19 protein-coding genes and 3 pseudogenes are annotated in these 25,242 nt (G+C 63.0%); 14 read left to right on the forward strand and 8 right to left on the reverse strand.

The features are described from left to right. Nucleotides 1-4 precede the first annotated feature (4 nt). Together HLH36_RS00095 and HLH36_RS00100 are read right to left on the reverse strand one after the other, a co-directional pair. Nucleotides 5-613 (reverse strand): cytochrome b, encoded by a 609-nt coding sequence (locus HLH36_RS00095; protein ID WP_182984512.1) that lies wholly within the window; start codon nt 611-613, stop codon nt 5-7. Nucleotides 614-618: 5 nt separating this feature from the next. Then, nucleotides 619-1,227, reverse strand: coding sequence for a YceI family protein (locus tag HLH36_RS00100; protein WP_182984513.1), 609 nt, complete (start codon nt 1,225-1,227; stop codon nt 619-621). 160 nt (nt 1,228-1,387) lie between these two features. On the opposite strand from HLH36_RS00100, the gene HLH36_RS00105 reads away from it, so the two are divergent. The 3 genes from HLH36_RS00105 to HLH36_RS00115 all read left to right on the forward strand — a co-directional run bounded on the left by HLH36_RS00105 (nt 1,388) and on the right by HLH36_RS00115 (nt 5,356). Next, entirely contained in the window at nt 1,388-1,819 is a 432-nt protein-coding gene (locus HLH36_RS00105) for an NUDIX hydrolase (RefSeq protein WP_182984514.1), read from the forward strand. Between the two features lie 489 nt (nt 1,820-2,308). Further along, nucleotides 2,309-4,729, forward strand: a complete 2,421-nt coding sequence (locus HLH36_RS00110; RefSeq protein ID WP_182984515.1) for an autotransporter outer membrane beta-barrel domain-containing protein — start codon at nt 2,309-2,311, stop codon at nt 4,727-4,729. Nucleotides 4,730-4,939: 210 nt separating this feature from the next. After that, a complete protein-coding gene (locus HLH36_RS00115; RefSeq protein ID WP_182984516.1) occupies nt 4,940-5,356 on the forward strand; it encodes an alcohol dehydrogenase in 417 nt (138 codons plus the stop codon). 71 nt (nt 5,357-5,427) lie between these two features. Here the strand turns inward: HLH36_RS00115 and amaB are convergent, their stop codons facing one another. From amaB to hglS, 3 genes are all read right to left on the reverse strand, one after another. Then, the gene (gene amaB / locus HLH36_RS00120) at nt 5,428-6,948 is read right to left on the reverse strand and encodes an L-piperidine-6-carboxylate dehydrogenase (RefSeq protein WP_182984517.1); all 1,521 of its coding nucleotides are present in this window, start codon (nt 6,946-6,948) and stop codon (nt 5,428-5,430) included. A 169-nt stretch (nt 6,949-7,117) separates the two neighbouring features. Next, on the reverse strand, nt 7,118-8,413 hold the full coding sequence (locus HLH36_RS00125; RefSeq protein WP_182984518.1) for an NAD(P)/FAD-dependent oxidoreductase: 1,296 nt from the start codon (nt 8,411-8,413) through the stop codon (nt 7,118-7,120). 40 nt (nt 8,414-8,453) lie between these two features. Continuing rightward, a complete protein-coding gene (gene hglS / locus HLH36_RS00130; protein WP_338030358.1) occupies nt 8,454-9,839 on the reverse strand; it encodes a 2-oxoadipate dioxygenase/decarboxylase HglS in 1,386 nt (461 codons plus the stop codon). A gap of 164 nt (nt 9,840-10,003) precedes the next feature. Here hglS and HLH36_RS00135 point away from each other — a divergent pair, with 164 nt between their 5' ends. From HLH36_RS00135 to HLH36_RS00180, 10 genes and pseudogenes are all read left to right on the forward strand, one after another. Further along, nucleotides 10,004-10,909, forward strand: a complete 906-nt coding sequence (locus tag HLH36_RS00135) for a LysR substrate-binding domain-containing protein (RefSeq protein WP_182984519.1) — start codon at nt 10,004-10,006, stop codon at nt 10,907-10,909. 129 nt (nt 10,910-11,038) lie between these two features. Then, nucleotides 11,039-12,232, forward strand: a complete 1,194-nt coding sequence (locus tag HLH36_RS00140; protein ID WP_182984520.1) for an MFS transporter — start codon at nt 11,039-11,041, stop codon at nt 12,230-12,232. Between the two features lie 869 nt (nt 12,233-13,101). Next, on the forward strand, nt 13,102-13,650 hold the full coding sequence (locus HLH36_RS00145; RefSeq protein WP_182968048.1) for a hypothetical protein: 549 nt from the start codon (nt 13,102-13,104) through the stop codon (nt 13,648-13,650). A gap of 342 nt (nt 13,651-13,992) precedes the next feature. Further along, nucleotides 13,993-14,424, forward strand: a pseudogene (locus HLH36_RS00150) (IS5 family transposase); the annotation flags it as partial. Nucleotides 14,425-14,571: 147 nt separating this feature from the next. Next, complete coding sequence (locus HLH36_RS00155; protein ID WP_456305447.1) at nt 14,572-14,934, forward strand: hypothetical protein; 363 nt, start codon at nt 14,572-14,574, stop codon at nt 14,932-14,934. A 177-nt stretch (nt 14,935-15,111) separates the two neighbouring features. Continuing rightward, nucleotides 15,112-16,404: an MFS transporter gene (locus tag HLH36_RS00160; RefSeq protein ID WP_182984521.1), complete on the forward strand. Its 1,293-nt coding sequence runs from the start codon at nt 15,112-15,114 to the stop codon at nt 16,402-16,404. Between the two features lie 48 nt (nt 16,405-16,452). Continuing rightward, nucleotides 16,453-17,862 carry an amidase gene (locus HLH36_RS00165; protein WP_182984522.1) on the forward strand — a complete coding sequence of 470 codons (1,410 nt, stop codon included), beginning with the start codon at nt 16,453-16,455 and terminating at the stop codon, nt 17,860-17,862. A 96-nt stretch (nt 17,863-17,958) separates the two neighbouring features. Then, on the forward strand, nt 17,959-20,295 hold the full coding sequence (locus HLH36_RS00170) for a TonB-dependent receptor (protein WP_246376248.1): 2,337 nt from the start codon (nt 17,959-17,961) through the stop codon (nt 20,293-20,295). 42 nt (nt 20,296-20,337) lie between these two features. Beyond that, entirely contained in the window at nt 20,338-21,780 is a 1,443-nt protein-coding gene (locus tag HLH36_RS00175) for an amidohydrolase (RefSeq protein WP_182984523.1), read from the forward strand. Nucleotides 21,781-21,939: 159 nt separating this feature from the next. Further along, entirely contained in the window at nt 21,940-22,857 is a 918-nt protein-coding gene (locus HLH36_RS00180) for a LysR family transcriptional regulator (protein ID WP_182984524.1), read from the forward strand. A 59-nt stretch (nt 22,858-22,916) separates the two neighbouring features. Here HLH36_RS00180 and HLH36_RS00185 read toward each other — a convergent pair. Further along, nucleotides 22,917-23,012 (reverse strand): annotated as a pseudogene (locus tag HLH36_RS00185) (IS5-like element IS711 family transposase); the annotation flags it as partial. Nucleotides 23,013-23,096: 84 nt separating this feature from the next. Here HLH36_RS00185 and HLH36_RS00190 point away from each other — a divergent pair. Further along, nucleotides 23,097-23,297 (forward strand): annotated as a pseudogene (locus tag HLH36_RS00190) (transposase); the annotation flags it as partial. Between the two features lie 52 nt (nt 23,298-23,349). On the opposite strand, the gene HLH36_RS00195 reads toward HLH36_RS00190, so the two are convergent. Continuing rightward, the gene (locus tag HLH36_RS00195) at nt 23,350-23,739 is read right to left on the reverse strand and encodes a tautomerase family protein (protein ID WP_182984525.1); all 390 of its coding nucleotides are present in this window, start codon (nt 23,737-23,739) and stop codon (nt 23,350-23,352) included. Between the two features lie 43 nt (nt 23,740-23,782). Then, nucleotides 23,783-25,117 (reverse strand): aspartate aminotransferase family protein, encoded by a 1,335-nt coding sequence (locus HLH36_RS00200; RefSeq protein WP_182984526.1) that lies wholly within the window; start codon nt 25,115-25,117, stop codon nt 23,783-23,785. Nucleotides 25,118-25,242: the final 125 nt, after the last annotated feature.

Raw genomic sequence — 25,242 nt, forward strand, 5'->3', positions numbered from 1 at the left:
CGGATTACTCTCCCTGGCGCAGGGTACGGCGGCCGAAGGCCGGCAGCATCTGTCGCAGGACGTTGTCGTGCAGGATAACATGATGACGCAGAGCAGCCGCCACATGCAACATGATCAGCGCCAGCAGGCTCCAGGCCGCCCAGTGATGAACGATCTTCAGCGCCGCCTCGGCCGGCGCCTTGTCGGCCAGCGTGGACAGGACCGGCAGGTCGGGCCACGGCACGACGGAAAACAGCACGGTCGGAATGCCCAGCACCGAAGCCGAGACCAGCGCCCAGCCACTGAGCGGCAACAGAAGCTGCAACCCATACAGCGCGGCATGGGTCAGATGCGCCGCCCGCCGCTCCACCGGCTTCATGCTCTCCGGCAGGCCCGGCGCCGCATGTGCCAGGCGCCAGCCCACACGCAGCACGATCAGGAACATGATGGTGATGCCGATGGATTTATGAAGCTGGTAGAGCTGGAAGACCCGCATCGGGGCAAGCGGCAGATGGTCCATCACCAGCCCCATCGCGATCAGGACCAGGATGCCCAGCGCGATCGCCCAATGCAGGACGATCGCGACGGCCGTATACCGCGTGGCCCCGCCGCCTTCATGCGCGGCTATGGCCATGACGGTCAGTCCTGCTTTTCGAAGGCGCCGGCAATGCGCAGCGTGACCTCGTCGCTGACATAAGGCACATACTTGCTCACGCCGAAATCGCTGCGCTTGACGGTGCCGGTGGCCTCGAAACCGGTGGTGTATTTCTTGTCGAGCGGGTTCACGCCGGCGCCGATGAAATGCACCTTCAGCGTCTCGGGCTTCGTCACGCCATGGATCGTCAGGTTCCCCGCGACGACGGCATCACTTTTGCCGGTCAGCTTCACGCTGGTCGAGACAAAGGTGGCGTTGGGGAATTTCTCGGCGTCGAACCACTCGGCACCTTTCAGCTCGCCATTCAGCACGTCACTGGTGGTCTGCACCGAGGCCACGGGGATCGTGACCGACAGGCTCGACGCCGCCGGGTTCTTCGCATTCAGCTCCAGCGTGCCCGACACGTTGGAGAACACACCCGCATAATTGGTGAAGCCGAAATGCAGGACCGAGAACCCGACCTGCGTATGGCCGGGCTCGACCGCATAATGGCCCGACTGAACCTCGGCCGGACTGCCCGCCGCCTGGGCGGCAACAGGCAGGCTTGCGGCAATGGCCAAGGCCGTGAAAAGCGAATAGGCGCTGCGCTTCATGGGAAACAACTCCAAAATCAGGACAGATGCACACCGAACACCCGGACCACCCGGCCCGAACCGTTCCGCTGCATCCAGACATAGCGGAGGTCCTGAAATACAATAACAAAAATGACGGAAACGGATCGTTTCCATTTTCGCACCCGGCTATGCTGCCCCCATGACCGACAGCACACCCCCCGCCCCCCTCCTGCCCCGCGTCGGCTGCGGCGCCGCCATCATCGAGGACGGCAAACTCCTGCTGGTCCTCCGCCGAAAAGACCCGGAAGCCCAGCATTGGGGCCTTCCCGGCGGCAAGCTCGACCTCTACGAGACCGTCGCCGACGCCACCATCCGCGAAATCGCCGAAGAACTCGGCATCACCATCACCCTCACCAGCCTGCTCTGCATCGTCGACCAGATCGACCGCCCCCGCGCCAGCCACTGGGTCGCCCCCGTCTTCCGCGCCACCATCCAGACCGGCACCCCCGCCATCCAGGAACCCCACGCCCTCGCCGACTGGGGCTGGTTCCCCCTCACAGCCCTGCCCACCCCGCTGACCGAGGCGACCCGGCAGGCACTGGCGATGCTGAGGACGGGAGCCGCCCGCTGAGCAGGCCAGTTTACGAACGGCTTCAGACAGCGATTCCCCGAGAGGCGGCAGACGACGCGGCCTCTCCCGTCCGTCGTCGGAGACGCTCCAATGCGCCGGCGGCCATAAGGGAAACTTTATTAGCCGAGGCACCAGCCGCCCCTCCCTCGGCCTTCCAGCCAACACCAGCAATGTCCCGACCGCCCCGCCAATGCGGGGAGGAATGATGATACGAAATCAAACATGGTTTCATTATTGCCATTCCTGGAAAACAATATTAAGAACGAAGTTCATTATCTTGATATTAATCCACTCATTAATATTCTATTAAAACAAAAACCCAAACCCTAAACACACATCGGCCAGACTGGTCAAGATACCCCTCCATGAATATTTCATCTTTTCTTGAATTGGACATAAATTAAACGAACGTTAACTTTTTTGTCTCGGGCGGGACGATAATGTCGCGACGCCAATATTTCCAATCCCGAGATTTGACGAAACCGCCCCATGTCCATTCGAATTTTTGACGATATCAGCGCCAGCCCGAAAATATTATTCAATACCGGAACGGTTCTTGACGGCGCAGAGCAATATCAATCGCAGCTTCCGTCGGTCTCCGGTGCCGACAATACAGATTGGAGCCTGACCCAATGGGGCACACCGGCCTCTGAAATATTCGACCCCTCATCTCCCGTTGTCGGCGCATCCCAGGACGATGACAGCCTGTTGGGGGCGGCCGACTATTCGTGGCACACCGGGCAGCCATCCGGTGCGTCATCGGGTCTCGTCGTCTATGGAACGCCTGGCCAGTATACGTATCGGCTGAGTGCGGCCGGCGGCAATGTACGCGACGTATTTCTGCAAACAGCCGCACCCGCGACGCAGCCGGCCTATACTTTCGATAAATCGATGACCTTCTCGGCCGATGAGAGAGTACCCTCCGTCGCTCCACTGGACGGTGTCGGCTATGTGGGCAACGATTTCACGGTGACCTTCAACGCGACCAACAGCGCACATCATGATCCGTCGCTTCCGACATTCGGGATCTTTCTACAGGTCCCGATTACCGACACGCGCGGACAGCCGCAGCCCTATTCAACCCTCAGCTACGACAGCATGACCGGCACCTGGGCCGGCATGTTCAACGTAAGCGGAAACGCCGGCACGGATAATCCCGTCGCCTACCTTCCGGCCGTCACCGATAGCGGTCCCCTGCACACTGTCACGATCGATCTGAATGCCGCCATCGACCAGATGATCGCCTCGATGGTCGGCCAGGGTACCGACAAGAACAGCGCCACACTCGAAAATCTCGCGAACTGGTCTCTTTCCGGCATGTTCATCGGGCCGGAATCCGTCGCCGGAACGCAGCCGTCAGGGGGCGCCATCTCGTTCGATGTCCGTGACCCCAACGTGTCTCATGACGACACGCTCTCCCGCTCCTATGACGCCGATCTACAAAGCATCGTCACGATCTCCGGCCAGGCCACGACAACCTCTCCAGCACCATCCATCGTCACATCCGCAACCCAGGTGGTGACACAGGCAGGAGACGGGGTAGCTCTTACCCTCACCAGCACGGCATCGTCCGTCGATGTTTCCAGCAACGCCAACGATAGGATCGAATCCTCGACATCGGCGCGGATCGCCCTGCATGCGAATGCAGATATTACCGATGCGGTGATCGGCAACGGGCACGCCCGGTCAGTCGACGGCACCGGCGGCGTGACGACTTCCGGCGCGTTCTCCACTATCGCCATCGAGAATTCCGGCACATCGACGATCGACGGAACGCTATCCGGTGCCGACTCGATCATCGACAATGCGAATGCCGATTTCAATCTTCTGTTGTCGGGCACCAACAGCCTGCATGTCTCGGCCGGCCACGGCACGATCGACAGCGCATCGTCCAACGCGAATCTGCTCGTCTTTACCAATAACAACGACATGACGGCCAGCAATACCGCTCGCGCCGTCGAAGTGATCGTGTCTGATCCCAATGGCCCGACGGATCATACGCTGACGGTCGATGGCGGCGGCGTCCAGCAGGTCTGGAACGGCGATCAGACTCTGATCTTCAATGCCGGGACCGATACCGGCGGGCCCTCGATGTTCTCCCCTTTCGGCACCGACACCCCCCAAGCCTATCTTGGCATTCAAGGCGGCAACAATACGGTCAACCTCAACCTTCAGAAGACCACCGTCTGGGCGACCGGGGGCGTGACAACCGTAAACGGAAGCCACAATGCATCGGCCGCCGATCTTCTCGTCACCGATGGCGGGCAGATCGACGTCACGGGCGACGAGGGCGTCTTCGATCTGGTGGCGTTCCATTCCCAGGGCATCACGGATACCATCTCGGGCGGAAACGACAACGAAACGCTGTTCGCGGATTCCGTGAACCTGCTCGTCAAGGCGTCGGACACATTCTCCGGGGTCCAGACGATCGTGGCGTCGATGAGCGCTTCGGATAATGAGGGCACGACGGCGACTATCGATGGCGGCGCCACGCAGCAGAATATCTATACCGGGGTGAAGGATTTTGTCGTCAACGCCTCGCAGGGCATTTCCGGCAATCATATCATGCTGGCCGTCCAGGGCGGGCACGCGACCTTCAATGGCGGACTGGAGGGCGCGACCATCCATGATTGGGGCGGCGACCTGGATGCGTATTTCGGAACCGAAACCGGAATCACGACGCTCGACGCGGATATGTCCAGAATAGGCCATCTGGGACTCTATGGCTTCAATCCCGGCCAAGAAACCGTCACCCTGACCGGCATCGGCAATATCGCCGACATCAAGATTTCAACATCCCAGGGAAATACCGATATTTTCGTGTCCGGACAGAGCAGCCACGTCACCCTTTATGGAACGACCGGCATCGACATACACAATGCCGGAGCCTCCTCCGTCCTGCTGTCCTGATGGACGCGACGCACAAGGCCGGCATGCAATATATCGGCCGCGCGTCTCGCCCCCTCTGCCCCCGCGCAAGACCACATGACACATATGAAAGTAATGCATGACGAAAAAGAAACGCTTCTCTCCAGATCATGAATAACTGTTTGCCATCTTGATGCGTTGTGCCGCGCACGCCGAGCGCACAACATTGGCGGAGGATAAAAGGAGTCTTCAATGATCCGTTTTTCTCTGCGGGCAGTCGCCATCCTTGCCGCCGCTATCGGCTTCGCGACGCAATCCCTATCGGTGCGCGCGGCACATGCCGAAGACAGGGCACCGATCGTCAACGATTTCGCACCCGTCACCGCCGCTGCGGTCGGCGCCATCACGCCGGTCAATCTCGCAGGCGTTCTGAATTATTGTATCGAGACCAATCTCGTCTCGCATCAGGATGGCGATGCCGTCCAGACGTCTCTCAACGCCAAAACCCATGCCGTCCCGCCCGGCCAGACCGGTCACGTCGACTACGCGGTCGGGTCGGCAGGGCAATTCATCGTCGGCAACACGATTTCGACAATCACCAGACTGGATGCAAGCGGCCAGGCAAAGACCTGCTCGGCGGTTCTGGCCCGCGCGAAATCGGCGATTTAAGATCGCCGCATTTTCGGACGCACGAAGCAGGTCTTTTGAACGGTCGGGGCCTGTCGCCCCGACCTGCCATATCAACCGATGTCGAACGTGACGCCCTGCGCCAGCGGTAGCGTGCGGCCGTAATTGATCGCATTCGTCTGCCGCCGCATATAGGCCCGCCACGCGTCCGATCCGGATTCCCGGCCACCACCGGTCTCCTTCTCCCCGCCAAAAGCCCCGCCGATTTCCGCACCGGACGGCCCCATATTGACGTTCGCAATCCCGCAATCCGAACCCGCGCCCGACAGAAACTGCTCGATCTCCCGCAGATCGTTTCCAAAAATGGAAGAGGAAAGCCCCTGCGGCACATCGTTCTGCAACGCGATCGCCTCATCCAGCGCGCGGTATTTCAGAACATACAGGATCGGCGCAAAGGTTTCCTCACGCACCGGCCCCACCTGCCCCGGCATCTCCACCAGCGCTGGGCGGGCATAGAACGACCCGTCCCCATTCACGTCGACCCGCTCGCCACCATGCACGATGCCGCCATGGGCCTTGGCATCGCGCAGGCTGGCCTGCATCGCCTCGAACGACGCCCCGTCGATCAGCGGCCCCACCAGCGCGTCACTCTCGATCGGACTGCCAACCGCAATCCGGTGATAAACCTGCGCCAGACGCGGCACCAGCGCGTCATAGACATCTTCATGCACGATCAGCCGGCGCAGCGTGGTGCAGCGCTGCCCGGCGGTGCCCATCGCCCCGAAAGCCACCGCGCGCAACGTCAGCTCCAGATCGGCCGAGGGCGTGACGATCGAGGCATTGTTCCCGCCCAGCTCCAGGATCGACTTGCCAAAGCGCCGCGCCACGCGCTCGCCGACAATGCGCCCCATGCGCGTCGAGCCCGTCGCCGAAACCACCGGCACCCGCGCATCGTCCACCAGCAGCTCGCCAATCTCCCGCCCGCCAATCAGCAGCGTGCCGAGATTGGCCGGCGCGTCATCGCCAAACCGCGCCACCGCCCGGTCGAACAGCGCCTGCACCGCCAGCGCGGTCAGCGGCGTCTTCTCCGACGGCTTCCACACCACCGGGTCGCCGCAGACGAACGCCAGCGCCGCATTCCACGACCACACTGCCACCGGGAAATTGAACGCCGAGATCACGCCAACCACACCTGCCGGATGCCACTGCTCCGTCAGCCGGTGATCGGGCCGCTCCGACTGGATCGTCAGGCCGTACAACTGGCGCGACAGCCCCACCGCGAAATCGCAGATATCGATCATTTCCTGGACCTCGCCCAGGCCCTCGGACACGACCTTGCCCACCTCCAGCGTCACCAGCCGGCCCAGCGCCGCCTTGCTCGCGCGCAGTTCCTCGCCCAGCAGGCGCACCAGCTCCCCCCGGCGCGGCGCGGGCACCCGGCGCCAGGCCGTGAAGGCCTCCACCGCCGCGCCGATCGTACCCCGCGCATCATCCGGCGTGCTCTCGACCACCCGCGCAATCTCCTCGCCGGTCACCGGCGAGCGCACGGCCAGCGTACCGCCCGTAAACCGCGCGGCCGGCACGCCCAGGCGCACCAGCAGGTCATGCACTTCGGAAGCTATCAGGTTTGTCATCGTTTCTCTGCTTTCTCGCTTCATGCGCCTGGTTTCTGTTCTTTTTTGAAAAAAAGAACCAAAAAACTTTTGATTCGTTCAGGAATTTTGTGCTGGGGACACGCGATGGCCCAAGACGGATAAAAGTCTTTTTGCTTCTTTTTCGTAAGACAAAAGAAGAAACCTCCCCCTATACCCTTGCACCAACCAGATGCGCGGCGGCCGAGCCATACTCATACACCGCCTCCCGCACCCGCCGGGCACGTGCCGGCACCACATCGCTCACCGGCAACGGCAATTCGGCCTCGGATACCACACCGCGCACGAAATCGGCCAGCACGCGGCCAAATACCGTGCCGGGCGCAATACCCCGCCCATTATAACCACTGATGGACACGACATTCTCCGCCAGCCGGTGCAGGCGCGGCAGGTCGTCGACCGTCATGCCGATGCTGCCGAACCATTCGCTCTCGAACCCGATCCCCGCCAACTGGGGATAGATCCGTGCCAATGCCCGCGCCGCCCATTGCCGATGCACGGACAGGCCCGCCCCCCGCAACGCCCCCACGCTGCCGATCACCAGCCGTCCCGCCCGGTCGAGCCGGAAAGAGGTCAGCACCTCCTTCGTATCCCACGCCCCCTGCTTCTGCGGCAGGACGGAGCCCAGTTGCGCCGCATCGAGCTTTACGGTGGCGATATTGAAATAGGGCAGATGAATCAGCTCCGCCCGGATCTCGGGCCACAACGCGCCGGCATGCACGGTCGTATAGGCGTTGGTCGCCACGATCACCTTCGCCGCACGCACGCTGCCCGCTTCGGTCCACAACCGCCAGCGGCCGCCCTCCTGCCGGGCGGAGACAACCGGGCTCGCCGTATGAATCCGCGCCCCCGCCGCCAGCGCTGCCGCCGCCAGCCCACGCGCATAGGCCAGCGGCTGGATCGTGCCGGCCCGCGCATCCAGCAACGCCCCGGCATACACGCCACTGCCCACATTCTCACGTGTCTCATCCGGGTCCAGCAGCCGGACCGGCGCGCCCAGGCGCCGCCACTGGCGCTCGCGCTCCTTCAGGCTGGCCAGCCCCGCGTGGCCGACCCCGCAATGCAGCGTGCCCTTATGCTCGGCCTCGCAGGCAATCCCATGCCGCCCGACCAGATCGAACACCATTGACGGCGCATCGCCCAGCAGCCGAAGAATGCGCGGACCATGAACCGGCCCCAGCCCGTCGACCACATCCTCCGGCATGACCCACAATCCGGCATTGACCAGCCCGACATTCCGCCCGGACCCGCCGAACCCGATCTCCACCGCCTCCAGCACCACCACCGAAACCCCGGCCGCGGCCAGATGCAGCGCGGCCGACAGGCCGGTATAACCGGCACCGACAATCACCACATCGGCGTCGATATCCCCAGCCAGCGCCATGGTGACGGGCGCGGGCGGGGCAGACAGTTCCCACAATCCATGGCTGCGCGGATCGTTTCTCATCGCGTGCTCTTTTCCTTGCGGGTGACCCAACGGCCTTCAATCACGCGGCAGTCGCATCACGCAGACATTGCCGGACATCGGCGATGGATCGGTCCTGAAGCGCCGCGTACAGCGCGCACTCATCCAGCACCTCGGCGCCCAGGGCGGCCTCGAACCCCGCGCGGTCGGCGCTGGCGGCATACTCCGCCCCACCCGAACCACCCAGATTGGAGCGAAAGATCCCCGCCGCGCTCACCGGCAGAAAATCCTCGTACGTAATCGGCGTGGCCACCACCACCCCAAACCGCACCAGATCCCCGATCGGCGCCTCGGCCGACAGGCCGGGCGGCAGCGACGCACCACCCGTCAGGTCGTAGCGGAAATAGGCCAGGTCCTGCCCGCGCAGCTCGTCCTCGGTATCGGGAAACCGCGCAAAGGCCCGTTCCAGCCGCGCCCCATACGGCACATCCTCCGGCCCGTCGTCACGCGCCACGCGCAGCAGGCGGTCATACAGCGCCCGCCCTTTCGGGGTCAGCGCCATGCCACGCTGCTCGATCTCGCCGAACCGGGCGGTATGGCGCCCGTCCTCGCCCGCATCGCCCGCCCCGAGAAACAGGATCGGCTCCTCCAGCGCGGCGAAACTGGTCTGGCGCAGCAGGATCGGACACGCCCGGCGGGGCGGCCCCTCGATCACGTCCTTGGCCCGCATGCCGTAGAGCGGCATCTCGGCCTGCGCCGCATCGATATCCAGCGTGCGCGGCGTCAGATGATTGATATGCGGCCCCTTGAAGCACACCACGTCCGCAATCAGCCGATGCGCGTCATGCAGGCGGCGATAGGTGGCGGCACTGACCGTTGCCTCGCGATGCCAGCGGAACGTCTCCAGCGCCTCGCGGACAAACCGGTCCGCCTGCGCGTCCCCAAGCCCACCCTCGGCCTCCCACTGCCCGATCAGCGCCAGCACGCCGGGCGTGAAGATCCGCCGCGCCGCCAGAATGCGCTCGGCCTCGGCGCGCAGGGCCACGTCCGCGATCAGGTCCAGCCGCAGCAGCGAGGTAAAGACACGGAACGGATTGCGCCCCAGCGCCGCCTCATCGACCGGCCGGAAGGCAGTGGAATGCACCGGAATGCCCGCAACCGACAGATCGTAATATCCGACCGGCGCCATGCCCATCACGGCAAACAGCCGGCGCATGGTCGCCAGTTCCGCCGCCGTGCCCAGCCGGATCGCACCGTGCCGTTCCACATCCAGCCGCGCCAGCGCGCCGGTTGCCTCCAGCCGGGCCTTCAGGGCCGGGTCGTCCCGCAGAACCTGCGCATTCACCCGCGCGACCAGCTCCGTCAGGGCGCCATACTGGGGCACCTCCTGGCGATACATCTCCGACATCGCCCGCGCGAAACGGGCCCGGATCTCATCCGCGCCGATCATCCCGGTCTTGTCCACCACACGTCCCCACCCTGTCGGGCGCCCCTGGCGCGGCCTGTTATTCCGATTCCATATCATTCGCGACGACGGCCCGCCTTTCAAACGATAAAGGAAACTGACATCATGCGGATCTGGAATGACCGCGCACTCCGCGCGCCATTCCCCCTTCGCATCCACGGGCTGACATGGCGACCCCGCGACGTTTCCTGCCCCCCACCCTGCTCCTGCATTCGTTCGAGGCCGCGGCCCGGCTGGAGAGCTTCACCGCCGCCGCGCGGGAACTGCACCTGACCCAGAGCGCGATCAGCCGCCACATCCGCGCGCTGGAACAGCAATTGGGCGCCGACCTGTTCGTCCGCGACCGCCAGACGGTGCGCCTGACCCTGGCGGGCGAGGCCTATGCGCGCGAGGTCCGCGAGGCCCTGCGCCATATCGCCACCGCCACCCTGGGCTTTCGCGCCAATCCCACCGGCGGCGCCGTCAATCTGGGCGTGCTGCCCACCTTCGGCAGCCAGTGGCTGGCCCCCCGCCTGCCGGATTTCATGCGCGCCCATCCCGACATCACCGTCAACCTGATGTCCCGCCCCCTGCCCTTCGATTTCTCGGGCGACACGCTCCATGCCGCCATCCATTTCGGCGCGGCCGAATGGACGGGCGCGGACATGGATTTCCTGATGCCGGAACAGGTCGTCGCCACCTGCAGCCCCACCCTGCAGTCCCGCCACGCCTTCCGCACCCCGGCCGACCTGCTGGGCGCTCCGCTGCTGCACCTGGTCTCCCGCCCCGATGCGTGGGAGCGATGGTTTGCCGCCCAGGGGGTGGAGGCGCTGAAGGTCCACGGCATGCTGTGCGACCAGTTCACCTTCATCGCACAGGCCGCCGCAGCCGGGGCCGGCGTCGCCCTGCTGCCGCGTTTTCTGGTATCAGACCTGCTGCGGAGCGGCCGCCTGGTCGAACTGCCGGGCGGCACGCTCCATAGCGACGGCGCCTACTACCTGGCCTACCCCCCGAACCACGGCAGCTACGGCCCTTTCCAGGCCTTCCGCGCCTGGCTGCTGGAAACCGCCGCCCGCGACAACGGAACCGATTGACCCCATCCCGCCCTACGGGCGAGTTCCAGCCCCTCGAAAGCAGCCTATTCCGTTCCGGTGTGGGGAATGCCAGAAAGATTTGCAGGAATCGACGCTTTTCCGCAATTTCCGTATGCGAAACAGGTCCCCATGCTTTTCAAGACCCTGCCGACCAGCGCGGTGATCGGCCTCTGGGCATTGTTTGCCTGCACCTTCACGGCCCTGACCAGCGAAGTGGCTCCCGTCGGCATCCTGATCGAGATGGCGCAGACTTTCCATATCCCGGAAGGCCATGCCGGGCTGGCCGTCAGCGCCTTCGCCCTGATGGTGGCGCTCGGCGCGGTACCGCTCACGATCATGACCGCCCATATCGACCGCAAGCGGCTGATGCTCGTCTCGCTGTCGGGCTATGTGCTGTCCAACCTGCTCGTGGCGCTGGCGCCCACCTTCCTGCTCGTATGCGCCGGCCGGCTGATCGGGGGGCTGGCGCATGCGCTGCTGATGTCGATCACGTCCGCCTATGCGGCGCGCCTGGTACCCCAGAACATGACCGGACGGGCCATTTCCTTCGTCTATGGCGGCACCTCGCTGGGCGCGATCCTGGGCGTGCCGGGGGCGGCGGCGGTGGGGCACGTGGCAAGCTGGCGCGTCGCCATGTTCATCATGACGGCCCTGGCGGCGGTACTGACATTGTGCATCGCGTTTTTCCTGCCGCCGGTCTCCTCGCCCCCGAATGTCCGCAGCAGCCTGCCCGGCATGGCCTCCCGCAGGGTGATGCGGATCTTCCTGATCGTGGTGGCGGTCGATGCCGTGTTCTTCTTCGCGCACAACCTGCTCTACACCTATGTCGCGCCGCTGCTGCTCGACCATGGGCTGACGGCGGGCACCCTCAGCATCGCCCTGCTGCTCACGGGCGGCGTCAGCATCCTCGGCCTGTGGGGGGCCGGGCAGTTTGTCGACCGCAACCCCGGCGCCGGCCTGCTGGGCAGCGGCCTGGCCATGCTGATCGGCATGGGGCTGATGTATGGGCACATCCTGTCCGGCTGGGCGGCGGTGGGCGCCGTGGGGCTGTGGTGCATCGGCTATTCGGCCATCATCCTCTTCGTCATGTCCGGGGCCATCCGCGCCCGCGCCACCCGCCCCGACGTGGCCGGGGCCGCGATCAATGCCGCCAGCAACGTGGGCATCCTGCTCGGGTCGGCGGCCGGCGGCCAGGTGCTGACCCATGCCGGCTTCGGCGTCCTCACCCCGCTGGCCATCGCGGTGGCCTTCGGCGGCATCCTGCTGGGCTTCTTCAGCCCCGCCGCCTTCCCGCACAGCCTTCCCCCCGCCGAACAGGACTGAAAACGGGCGGCCCCGCTTACATCACGACGTAATCATTACTTCACAATCATCGCGTCCGACAATCGGATAAGAGCAACCCGCTGTGCAAAACCCCCTCGGCCGGGCCTTCGGGTCCGGCCTTTTTTACAGCGCCTCCTCCCGCAACCGGCCCGAACACACGGGCGCGGGAACAAACCGGGAAGAACAGGGCAAGGCCCCTCGGATTCAAGCCTCAGCTCCATCCGCCCACAGAGTTATCCAGAGGGGTATCCCCGGAATCTGTGGATAATCCTCGCCGCCCCACGACGGGACAGCATCGTGAAAATGGCGGTTTTCCGCCGATTTCAGCATGATTGCATCCACCCCTGAAAAGGGTCTTGATTCCATGTCAATTTTATGACTGCCCCAGGCAGCAAATCATTCACAGCCGATCGAAAAAAAACGGGAAACCATCCGGCACCACCCGCCACGCCGGAACAAACCAAGAAAAGCGGGATTCGTCGCGATCACGCCTGTTTCCGGACAAGCAATCCACAGAGTTATCCAGAAGGGTACCCCCGGAATCTGTGGATAATCGCCGGCGGCGGGTCATCGCCCCCCATCAAAAAAAACCCGGTCTTCCGCCATTTATGCGCCGTCAAGAGCGGCAACGCCGAATCTCCGTGATTCTACCGTACTGTCACATGGCGCCATCGGCCCAAACAATTCACAGCTCGACGACGATTCACGCTTGACTCCATGCAGGCGGCCGATGGCGCTGGAGTCCTGCCGAATCCGTGCAGCCCGGCCCGTGCCCGGAACGGCCGGCAGGCTTTCATTTCGGGTTTCGGCGATATCCGTATAGAATCCGGCTACGGACCCAAAGCGATAGAGGAATGCGGAAAGGCATCATGGCAACCGCGAAACCATTCGTTATCCCGCCTCTGGCCGTCCTGCTGCTCGGCCTCCCCTTCTCCTCCCCCGCACGGGCGGACGACCCGCCGGCGCCGCCAGCCGCCTGCACGCCGGACAAGCCGGCCCTGCCCGACGATCTGCGCGGATGGGCATCCCCATCTCACCTCGCGGCCGCCGGCACAGTATCCGCGCTCGACCATGCCGTCCTCCCGCCAGGGCAGGCCGTGCTGGTGGCCCTGCGACCAACGCCGGATGTCAGCTACGCCCTCCGCCCCGACGAGCCCGGCGGCTCGGTCAGTTCCGGCGGAATGGTCGCCTTCGACGCCCCGAAGGCCGGCACCTACCGGATCATGCTCGGCACCCGCGCGTGGCTCGACCTGGTGCACGACGGTGCCGCCGTGGGCTCCACCCACCACGAGCGTGGGCCGGCCTGTAGCGGAATCGGCAAGATGGTCGATTTCCCGCTGCCGGCCGGGCGCGCCATCATCCAGCTCAGCGGCAGCGGCAAGCCCGAAATCGAAATCATGGTGGTGCCGGTTCCGTGACCCGCCCCCGGGCATGGCGGCCCCTCGCCGCATTCTGGCTTCCCGCCCCCGCAATACCCGATACCGACACTCCCGAAGCCCTGGCTCCGGGAGTGTTCGTGTTTTTAGCTCCCTGACCGCGTGAGGCGGCGAAATCCAATAGCGTGCCCAGTTTGCCCTGCAGCGTGGCGTGCATTTCGCCCCGACCCTTGCCTGGATGGAGCACGATCTTCTCGATCAATGCGCGGATGGCCTCGGAGGCTTCCTGCCTGTCCTCGGGATAGTTCAGGGTTTTCGCCAGAGGCTTTCGCTCAACACGCCAGCAAGGCATACAGCAACCCACAGACCCTAACTCAGAACTGAGGGCATGTTGCGGGCAAGGTCAGACGCAAGCGGCATATTGCGACCGACACGCTGGGTCATGTCGTGGCGGCTGTCGTGCATCCCGCCGACGTTCAGGATCGTGACGGCGCGCCGCTGGTAGCGACCAGGATACGCTCATTGTTCCCCTGGCTTCGCCATCTGATCGGTGACGGAGGGTATGCCGGCGAGAAGTTGCGTGGTGCGCTGGCTGAACTCGGCCGATGGACGATCGAGATCGTCAAGCGTAGCGATCGGGCCGAAGGCTTCGTCGTCCTGTCCAAACGCTGGATCGTGGAGCGCAACTTTGCATGGCTCGGGCGCTGCCGCCGTCTCACGAAGGATGTCGAGGCAACAATCTCGTCATCCCACGCATGGTTGATGATCGCCCATATCCGCAGAGTTCTGCGGAAAATCAATCAGACCGCTTTCTGATTCAGGCTCTGAGTCTGGCGCGTCCGTTCGTACGGGAAGCGCGGCGCGTTCCGGTTCCACCCGTGGCGTAGGTCGCGGGCGTGTCGCGTCCTTCGTTCGTGCGCGCGGATCGCCGGCTGGCGGCATCAGGTGTCCGGTGCCCGGCGTGTGACCGTGAAGGCGCAGGTGGTGCGTCAGGCCGGGAAGGGAGGCGGGGTCGCCGCGCACCTGCGTTACATCCAGCGCGAGGGCACCTCCCGCGATGGCGAGCGTGGCGTCCTGTATGGCGCGGAAACCGACCGCGCCGATGCGAAAGCCTTCCTCGAACGTGGCGCCGAGGACCGGCATCAGTTCAGGTTCATTGTCTCTCCGGAGGACGCCGACCGGATGGAGGATCTGACAGACTTCACGCGCGAGCTGATGACGCAGATGGAAGCCGATCTCGGCACACGGCTGGAGTGGGTGAGCTTCCAAAGCCCCATCCAGTTCGAGAAAATGGCGGCTAATCGAACCAACGTCTCTCCGTTTTAACGGGGCAAGTCCACTGGCCAGCCGCGCGGGTGTGGTGGAGGCTCTGATGGCGCTGGGGATCGGGCGCGGCAGATCTCGTTATTCATACCCATGAATAAAATTACGATGACACATCGAGTCCATATCGATATGGCAATAATTGAAGTATGATGAAAAGGCACCGATATGATTGGCAACATGATGACCGTCGCCGAAGCAGAGGTCACAGACCTCCGAAGCAGGTCCTCCGCGACGTCATCAATCGGCACCATTATCGCGATTGTACTAGGAAACGCCCTGGAAGTTTATGATTTTACCGTCTATAGTTTTTTCTCCACCTATATCGCGCGGGCATTCTTTCCTGACGGCAGCGAGCTGCTCTCGTTGCTCGTCGCGCTGGCAACGTTCGGCGTGGGTTTCTTTGCCCGGCCGTTCGGCGCCGCGATCATCGGCCATTATGCCGACCGCCATGGCCGCAAGCCGGCTCTGACATTGACGATCGGCCTGATGGTTGTGGGAACCGCCGCCATCGCGTTCGCGCCGGACTATGCGCAATTCGGCATCGCCGCGTCGCTGCTGGTCGTTATCGGGCGTCTGCTTCAGGGCTTTTCGTCGGGGGGCGAGATCGGGACCGCCACGACTTTGCTGCTTGAGAGCGCCAGTCGTGACCGTCGGTGCGAGTTGGTGAGCTGGCAGGCGGCAAGTCAGGGCGGGGCCGCGCTTTTCGGCGCCCTGGTCGGTGTATCGGTACATGGACTGATGTCCGAAGCCTCTATGCAGGCCTGGGGCTGGCGCGTTCCGTTTCTGATCGCCCTGCTGATCGGGCCGCTCGGCCTTTATATTCGCAGCACCCTGCGCGAATCGGCGCCTCCCGCGGAGGCTGTCCCCGTCCGCTGGTCGGGCATCTTCGTCAGCGAATGGAAGACGTTGTTGCAGGGGATTCTGCTGATGGCCGGGAGTACGGTGTCCACCTATATCATGATCTATTACATGCCGGTTTATCTGGTGCGTTCGCTCGGTTTTTCCCAGACCATCGCGTTTTCCGTGCCCTGCATCGCCGGGTTGGCCATCCTTGTCGTCGGACCGCTGGGTGGGCGCCTCGCCGATCGGCTGGGGCTGCGCAAATCCTTGCCAATGGGGCTTGGGGTGTTCCAGATGCTGCTGATCTTTCCGCTGTTTCACCTGTTGGCATCGGGAGCGTCGCCATTCATTATTCTCTCAGTCATGGCGTTATTTTTTGCAACGGGGGCCATCGGAACGGGAGCGGGAACCGCCCTGATGATCGAAGCCTTTCCCTGTCGCCACCGGGCTGCCGGAATGTCCATATCCTATAGTTGCGGCGTGACGATTTTCGGCGGGTTCGCCCCCATGATCGTCACCTGGCTGATCGCCGTCACCCACAATGTCATGGCCCCCGCCTGGTATCTGTTCGCGGCCATGATGGTCAGTATGATGACGGTCATTTTCTTTCCGTCTGAAAATACGGAATAGAAATCAAAAACGAATATAATAATTCTACGATAGCTTCAGGAAATTGAGATGTACGATACATGTACGACCGGTTCGCCGGCCGAACTGAGTGCTGCTTGCCTGGTGGAACGGTATCGCAGCGGCGCGCTTTCGCCCGTCGAGGTGGTTCGCTCGGTGCTGGAGCGGATCGAGGCATGGGAGCCGGCCCTTCACGCCACCTATGCCATGAGCGCCGATGCCGCGTTGGCGGAGGCGCGCGCCTCCGAGGCCCGCTGGCGCGATCATGCGCCGCTGGGTCTGCTGGATGGCGTGCCGGTCACCGTGAAGGAAAACATCGCCAGCAAGGGCGTGCCGTCCCCGCTGGGCAGTGCGGCGACGGACTTGGTGCCGGCGACGCAGGATGCGCCGCCGATGGCGCGGCTGCGGGAAGCCGGCGCCATTCTGGTTACCAAGACCACCATGCCGGATTTCGGTCTGCTGGCGGCCTCGCCGTCCAGCTTCCATCCGCTAACGCGCAACCCGTGGGATCCGAGCAAGACCCCTGGCGGCTCCAGTTCCGGTGCCGCCGCCGCCGCCGCCGCTGGGTACGGTCCGCTGCATGTCGGTACCGATATCGGCGGCTCGATCCGTATTCCCGCCGGTTTCTGCGGCGTATTCGGACTGAAGCCGAGCTGGGGGCGCGTGCCGCACCTGCCGCCCTATTTCTTTCGTGTCACGGGCCCCATCACGCGGGATGTGGCCGACGCGGCGACCATGATGCAGGTGATGTCCTTGCCGGATGACCGCGATTACATGAGCCTCCCTTTCCAACCTGTGGCCTGGAGCGATCTGGCGCATGCCAGCCTGAAGGGGTTGCGTCTGGGCCTGCTTCTGGACCCCGGCAGCGGCCTGTGCCTGGACCCGGAGGTGGAGGCGGCCGTCACGAGCGCCGCCCGAACCTTTGAGGCGCATGGTGCCGATGTGGAACTGGTCGAGAACTGGATCGAACCCGCCATGCGCGACGGGTTCAGCACCTTCATGCATATCCGGGCGGCGGTAGATCTGGAGGATCTGGCACCAGAACAGCAGGCGAGGTTACACCCACAGCTTCGCGAAGCCCTCCTGAAACAGCCTGCTATCGGCGGAAAGGCGTTCTATCGGGCCTACCAAAACGTCCTGGCGATGCGCCAGCGCACGGCGCAGGTGACCGGCCGGTTCAATTTCGTCCTGTCCCCCGTTTCGCCCGTGCCCGCATTTGCCGCTGAATCCTGGTGTGCGAACCCCGAGTCCGGGCTGATGTACGATATCGCCTACACCTGCGTTCATAACGTCTCGGAACAGCCAGCGGCCGCGATCAATTGTGGCTACACGCAAGCCGGCCTGCCTATCGGCCTGCAAATTGCCGGGCGCCGGTTCGACGATATCGGCGTGCTTCGCCTGGCACGCGCCTGGGAGTTGATGCGGCCAGCACAACACGCCTGGCCCAAACCGCCCGCCTGAATCGCCGCAGAGCTTCGCTCGGCTCCATTCACCAGATCATTCGGATCATCTCGTTTTCGGGGATTGCGAAACCTCGCTAAGGGTAAAGGATAGGTCATGTCTTCGCGACAAAGCGCCGCTATTTTCTGCATGCTGTTCGGCTGTACGATCATGTCGGATATTTCGGCACGGGCGGCAGCGGGACCGAAAAAGCCGGTTCGCTCTGCCCACCCTTCCACCACAGCACCTGGGCGCCAGCCGACCGTCGTCGCACGAGCAAAGGCCCGGGATACCCGCCTGCCGGTCGCGGTGGGCGAGACGGTCGATGTCAACGGCGCGCGCCGGGCCTTCCGCTTTTCCCAGGCGCAGCATAGTGCGGATTCCGCGACCCGCATCACCGCCGAGGAACTGACCAACCGCAATGTCGTCACCATCGCCGACTTGCAGCAATTGCTGCCGAACGTGACGATCCAGAGCATGAACGGAACCTCGACGATCAATTACCTGCTGCGCGGCGTCGGCATGAACGATTACACGCAGAACGCCATGTCGTCGGTCATGACCTATATCGACGGTGTTGCGTTTCCGCTGGGGCAGATGAGCAATGGCATGATGTTCGACCTTGCTTCGGTCGACGTCACGCCCGGTCCGGTCGGAACGGAACATGGCCAGACCGATACTGGCGGTGAAATCAACATCCACACCGCTGATCCCACGGCGACATGGCATGGCGGGCTGTCGGAAGACATTGCCAGCTACGCGCGCAACCGCACGAATTTCCATGTTTCCGGTCCACTGTCGCGCACCGTCTCATTCCGCATTGCCGGGCAGGCACAGCAGGGCGGTGGATGGCAGAGCATGCCGCTGGATGGATCGCACTTGGGAGATGCCAACGAAGGGGCGCTGAGGGCGAAACTGAGATGGCAGCCGGACGAGAAGACCGACATCATGCTGACGGGCCATTGGGTGCAGGACGACTCCCAGGTTGTAACGGGAAAGCCGTTCCTGAACGTCCAACCGGTCGGGCCGAGCCCGAATATGGGGTTCTACCAGGCCGAATGGGACCTGCGCCCGCAATTCGCCGCCCTGTTCGGGCGTTCAGCCAGTATCAAGCCTTCGGAACATAACACGTTCTGGGGCGCCGACCTGAAGATGTCGCGGCAACTCGGCTTTGCCACGCTGAGCAGCATCAGCGCGTTCGAGACCGAGCGGATCGGCGAGTATACCGACCAGGATGCCACGCAATATGCGACCGGCGACCAGTACCGCAACGTCGTGTCCAACACGTTCTCGCAGGAACTCAGCCTGAAATCGGCGCATCAGCAGAGCCCCTTCCATTGGAGCATCGGGGCTTATTACGATCGCGTCCGCATGGCGCAGCAATTCTTCATGGACTTCACGCAATATCTGCCGCAGCGCGGCTATTTGTCCGAAACCTCGTACCAGCAGAACCAGCAGACATTTTCGCAGTTTGCGCATCTTTCGTACAGATTTCCGCATAACGTTACCCTGTTTGGCGGCATCACGCATGAGGCAGACGACCGGCAGCTTCTGGGACTGGCCACGAGGCATTTCGGGATCAGCACTCTGAACTTCAACAATGAAGCGACGTCTGCTAACCAGTTCAGCGGCGTTGTTGGCGTGCAGTGGCAGCCTGTCTCAAACCTGATGGCCTATTTCAAGGTCAGCAAGGGGTTCAAGCCCGGAGGGTTTACCGCGAACAATACCGTGATCCAGGCGCAACTTGCACCCTATAAGCCAGAAACGCTGCTGGCTTATGAGGTGGGCTTCAAGAGCGATATCGTTCCGAATGTCTTTCGCCTGAACGGGGCCGCATTCTATTACGACTACCACGACCAGCAGGTGCTGACGACGCTCCTCGTACCGAATTACGGGCCGTTGGGAATGTTCATGAACGCGCCAAAATCACAGATCTGGGGGATTGAACTGAATACGGAAATCCATCCTTTCAGGCATATCTTCCTTAGTGGAAATCTTGGTTACCAGCGTGGAAACTACCAGATATACCAGACGCTTAACACGACGGCCGTCGCCGCATATGCTCAGACCCACGGTGGTGTGTGGCAGGCCTTCTATACCGACTATTCCGGGACCGATACCGGCATGCCGAAACTTTCCATGAGTGGAACGGCAGAATACCGGTTCAATCCGTTGAACGGATATGAATGGGTCACCGCCGTCGACGGCAGTTATCGCGGCGCGCAGGCAATGTCGCCCGGCGTGACCTCCGGCATGTTCCTGATGCCGTCATATTTCCTGCTGGGTGCGCATATGACGTTCCGGCCTGCTTCCGGCCGCTGGTCGGTGACCGCCTATGCCTCCAACATCCTGCAGCGCCATTACGAGGTAAGCGCGGGCATGGAAACCACCACCTATTACTACATGCCTTCTCCACCGCGCTTCATCGGCGGCCGGTTCGGATTCAATTTCTGAACATTCTTTAAAAAAGAGAAAATACTGGAAGGAGAATATGTCATGAGCGACAATTGCGAGACGATCTGGAGGCTGGTCGATGCCGGCAGCCAGCGCTTTACCGCCCTCAGCGACGCCGTGTGGGAGGCGCCGGAACTCAATTACAAGGAATACCGGTCGGTCGCGCTGCACAAGCGGCGGCTGGAGGAAGAAGGCTTCCGCGTTACCATCGATGTGGGGGGACTGCCGACTGCCATCATGGCCGAATCTGGGGAGGGCGGGCCGGTCATTGCCTTTCTTGGGGAATATGACGCGCTGCCGGGACTGAGCCAGCAGGCGGGCGCGACGGAACGCAAGCCCCTGTCGGGTGATGGCAACGGTCATGGGTGTGGACATAATCTTCTGGGTGCTGGCGCCGCGCTGGCCGCGAATGCCGTCAGGGAGTGGCTGGCGACCACCGGCACGCCCGGCCGGGTACGGTATTATGGGTGCCCGGCGGAGGAAGGAGGCGCCGGAAAGGGGTTCATGGTGCGTGAGGGCGTGTTCGATGACGTCGATATCGCGATCTCGTGGCATCCGTTCTGGATAGCGGGCGTGGCACCCGCCGCATCGCTGGCCTCGCAGCGGATTGATTTCACGTTTGTCGGGCGGGCCGCCCATGCCGCCGCCGCTCCCTTTCTGGGCCGGTCGGCACTGGATGCTGCAGAGTTGATGAATATCGGGGTGAATTACCTGCGTGAACATATGCTGCCGACATCGCGGATCCATTATGCCTATGTGGATGCGGGGGGCACCGCGCCGAATGTCGTGCAGTCCCGCGCCGTTCTGGCCTATTCCGTCCGCGCCACGGAACTGGACGAAATGCTGAAATTGGCCGGAAGGGTACGGAGAATCGCGGAAGGAGCCGCGATGATGACGGAGACGACGATGTCGTCGCGCGTGATCAGCGGCATGGCGGAGCTGCTGCCCAACCGCCCGCTGGAGCAGGCGATGCAGCGATGCCTGGAGCGCCTGGGGCCGCCGCCGTTCTCGGAGGCCGATCGCGCTGTTGCCCGAGAGATGCGGAAGACCTTCTCGGAAGGTGAATTGCAGACCGCTCGCCGGCTGCTCGCGCCCCTCGTCCGGGGGAGCGAAGAACTGGTGGTCTGTGACGTGGTGCCGCCCCTGCTGCCGGAGGGGCAGTCGCCCGGCGGGATGATGGGGTCAACCGACGTCGGAGATGTGAGCTGGCAGGTGCCGACCGTGCAGGCCCTCGGCGCGACCTGTGCCATCGGGACGGCGCTCCATTCCTGGCAGATGGTGGCCCAGGGAAAATCCTCGCTTGCGCATACGGGGATGATCCATGTGGCGAAACTGATGGCTGCCACCGCCATCGAGGTGCTGACCCAGCCCGGCCTGCTGGAGGCGGCCCGTTCGGCTCTGGCGGACAAGCTGCGTAGGGCCTCTTATGTCTGCCCGATTCCGGCGGATGTCTCGCCGTCGCTCGACCTGGTTCCCGAAGTATGAGACCCTGATTGAAAATGCGGGCTGGTGGCACGGTCGCCTTTTCCGTCCGGTCGTGTCTTGTGACATGGTCTTCGGGCCTTTAGGGTTCTGTTACGCTCCCGGCGGCTTGTCGTGTCGTCGCGGGAGCAGGGCAAGCGATGCGACCGAGAGGAGGGCCAGGTGAAGCTGCACCATTTGCGCGCACTCGTCGCGCTGGCCGAAACCGGGAGCTTCAATGCCGCGTCCGAGACGCTGAATATCACCCAGGGCGCGCTGAGCAAGGCGATCAAGGAACTGGAATCGTCACTGGGCATCGCGCTCTTCGAACGATCGAACAAGGGGGCGCGTCTGACGTCGCAGGGGCAGCGGCTGGTCATGCATGCCCGCTTCATCAATGAAAGCGTGCGCCGGGCGAAGGACGACCTGCTGGAAGCGGAGGATTCCGGGAACATCACGACGACGATCGGTATCACCCCGGTCGTTTCGATCATGAAGGAAGTCGGTGACTGTATCATAGAATTTCGCCGACGTAATCCGAAGATCCGTCTACGGGTTCTGGAAATGCGTCCCAGCCAGCTGATGCAGGAACTGCGCGACGGTACGCTCGATTTCGCCCTCAGTTCACAGATGCCTGCCTATAGCCGGCCAGACGAGTGTGTGCTGCTACGGCATATTCCCTCTTTGCTGGCCTGCCGCAAGGGGCATCCGCTGCGTGAGGCGCGGTCGATGCGTGATCTGCTGGACCAGGAATGGGTGGTCCACGATCCGCGCGACGATGTGACCGCGCCGTTCCACCGCTTGTTTACCCAGGAGAGGCTGCGCTTTCCCGAACGGGTGACGGAATGTACGGCCACGGTGACGGCGCATCTCCTGACCGTGAACACCGACAGCGTGACGATGTTGACCAGTGCGTCGTTCACGCATCGCGCCATTGCAGAGACATTGGTGCCGATTCAGGTTCGCGAGATGCTGCCCGCGCGAGAACTGGTGCTGGTCGCCCGCAACCGGCATGTCTTTACCGCGCCGGTGCTACAGCTGTATGAGACGGTTCGGAAATCGCTTTCAGATCCGACCCTGTTGCCGTCACATCACCTGTGACTGATCCGTGGGTTTGCGAGAACCTGATGCGATCAAGATGGCCCAGGTCCTGTCTGCCTTCAGCGTAGCCAGATCATGGCGCATGCGAGATGGGTGAAGCCCATGATGGCGGTGAGTGTCTTTTCGCATCGCAGGGCGATCCGTCGGAAGCGTTGGAAAGGCTCGTCCTCCATCGGCAACCCTGAATCTGAACTTCAATTCAAAAGAAGTCCCTGAATGCAGACAGGACGTAGACTGAAATCGCCCGTGCGCAGTATTGCGAGGACAATCTGGAGTATGCAAGCGACCTGCGCGATGCGGAATGGGCGCTGCTTGCGCCACTGATGCCCGAGCGGAAACGACTGGGGAGGCCGCGACGTACTGATTTGCGCCGCGTCATGGAGGTGATCCTCTATATCGTCACGACCGGTTGCCAATGGCGGCGCTTGCCCAGGCACTTTGACCGTGCAAGGCTATTCCCATCGGTCTTGTCATCCGCGCATGGTTGGAAGATTACAATTCACCCGTCACAAACTGGGCACGACCGTTACCAAAAGACCAGTCATCGTCGGTATTCTGGACAAACGAGATCATAACGTCCGACGGTGCGATTCCACATTTGTCCTGCCATTCGGCACAGAGGATCTCGTAGAAAGCCAGCTTGGCCTCGCGGCTGCGTGGCCGCGAGACGACTTCGAGCAGGACGAATTTCTCGGTTCTCGGGATATCGAGGCCGGTATCCAGCGCGCGCAGATGCGTGGGCTCGTGTTCGACCAGGATCTGATAGCGGTCTCGGGCCGGTACCTTGAACGCACGCAGCATCGCCTCATGGGCGGCATCGAGAAGCTGATCGATCTCTGCCGGTGTCCGTCCCTTCAGGACGTGGAATTTCATCAGGGGCATAGGCGTTCCTTTCGTGTGAATGACGTTGACGAAGGCTTCTCCGTCAGGCAGCGCGGGTGATTACGTCGCCGAGAATCGAGACAATGGTATCGATATGATCCGTCGTGACGATCAGGGGCGGAGAGAGGGCAATGATGTCGCCGGTGACGCGGATGAGCAGGCCCTTGCGGAAGCAATCGACGAAGACGTCATAGGCGCGCGCTCCGGGCGCGCCGTCGCGCGCGGCCAGTTCGATTGCGCCGACCAGTCCGAGATTGCGGATATCGAGGACATGCGGCCGGTCGACCAGGCTGTGCAGGGCGTCCTGCCAATAGGTGGCGAGTTCGGCGCCCCGCGTCAGGAGTCCATCTTCGGCGTAGACGTCGAGTGTCGCCAGACCCGCCGCGCAGGCGACCGGGTGGCCGGAATAGGTGTAGCCGTGAAAGAGTTCGATCTGCTGTTCCGGCCCGGTCATGAGACCATCATAGACCTTGCGGCTGGCAAAGACCGCGCCCATCGGAATGGTACCGTTGGTCAGGCCCTTGGCGGTGGTGACCAGATCGGGGACCACGCCGAAATAATCCGTCGCGAACGGGGTGCCCAGCCGCCCGAAGCCGGTAATGACTTCATCGAAAATGAGAAGAATGCCGTGCTGGTCGGCGATGGCGCGCAGCCGCTCCAGATAGCCTTTAGGCGGCAGGACGACACCCGCCGATCCCGACATCGGTTCGACGATGACGGCGGCGATGGTCTCGGCGCCGTGCAGCGCGACCAGACGTTCCAGATCCTCCGCCAGTTCGACCCCATGCCGCGGCAGCCCCTTCGAGAAGGCATTGCGCGGGATGTCGAGCGTATGGCGTAAATGAGCGGCGGGAATTTGGGGAAAGACCCGGCGGTTGTTCACCAGCCCGCCGACCGAGATACCCCCGAAGCCGACACCATGATAGCCCTTTTCCCGACCGATGACGCGGGTACGTGTGCCCTGGCCGATGGCCCGCTGATAGGCGATCGCAATTTTCAGCGCCGTTTCCACGGATTCCGAGCCGGACCCGGTAAAGAACACGCGGTCGAGCCCGGCCGCCGGGCCGCCAGGGGCGATCGCGGCCAGCCTCTCGGCGAATTCAAAGGCGATCGGATGGCCCATCTGGAAGGTCGGGGCGAAGTCCAGCGTCGCAAGCTGGCGGGTGACGGAGTCGGTGATCTGCCGACGGCCATGGCCCGCATTGACGCACCACAACCCCGCGGTACCGTCCATGACCCGATGGCCATCGACGTCGGTATAATACATGCCTTCGGCACCGGCCAGGAGGCGCGGCGCCGCCTTGAATTGCCGGTTCGCGGTAAAGGGCATCCAGAAATTATCCAGAACGGGCATATTCGTTTTCGCGGTCGGGCTCATGCCGGGCTCCCATGAATGAGCCTGTGGGATCAACGATTCCGGCCGTGTGAACAAGTCCTTTTCTCCTCGCGCGCAACCTCTTGAATTGGCGTGAGCGTCATGCCTAGATTTGCGATATATTCAAC

Origin of the sequence: Gluconacetobacter aggeris, assembly GCF_014174395.1 — a bacterium.
Classification (GTDB): domain Bacteria; phylum Pseudomonadota; class Alphaproteobacteria; order Acetobacterales; family Acetobacteraceae; genus Gluconacetobacter; species Gluconacetobacter aggeris.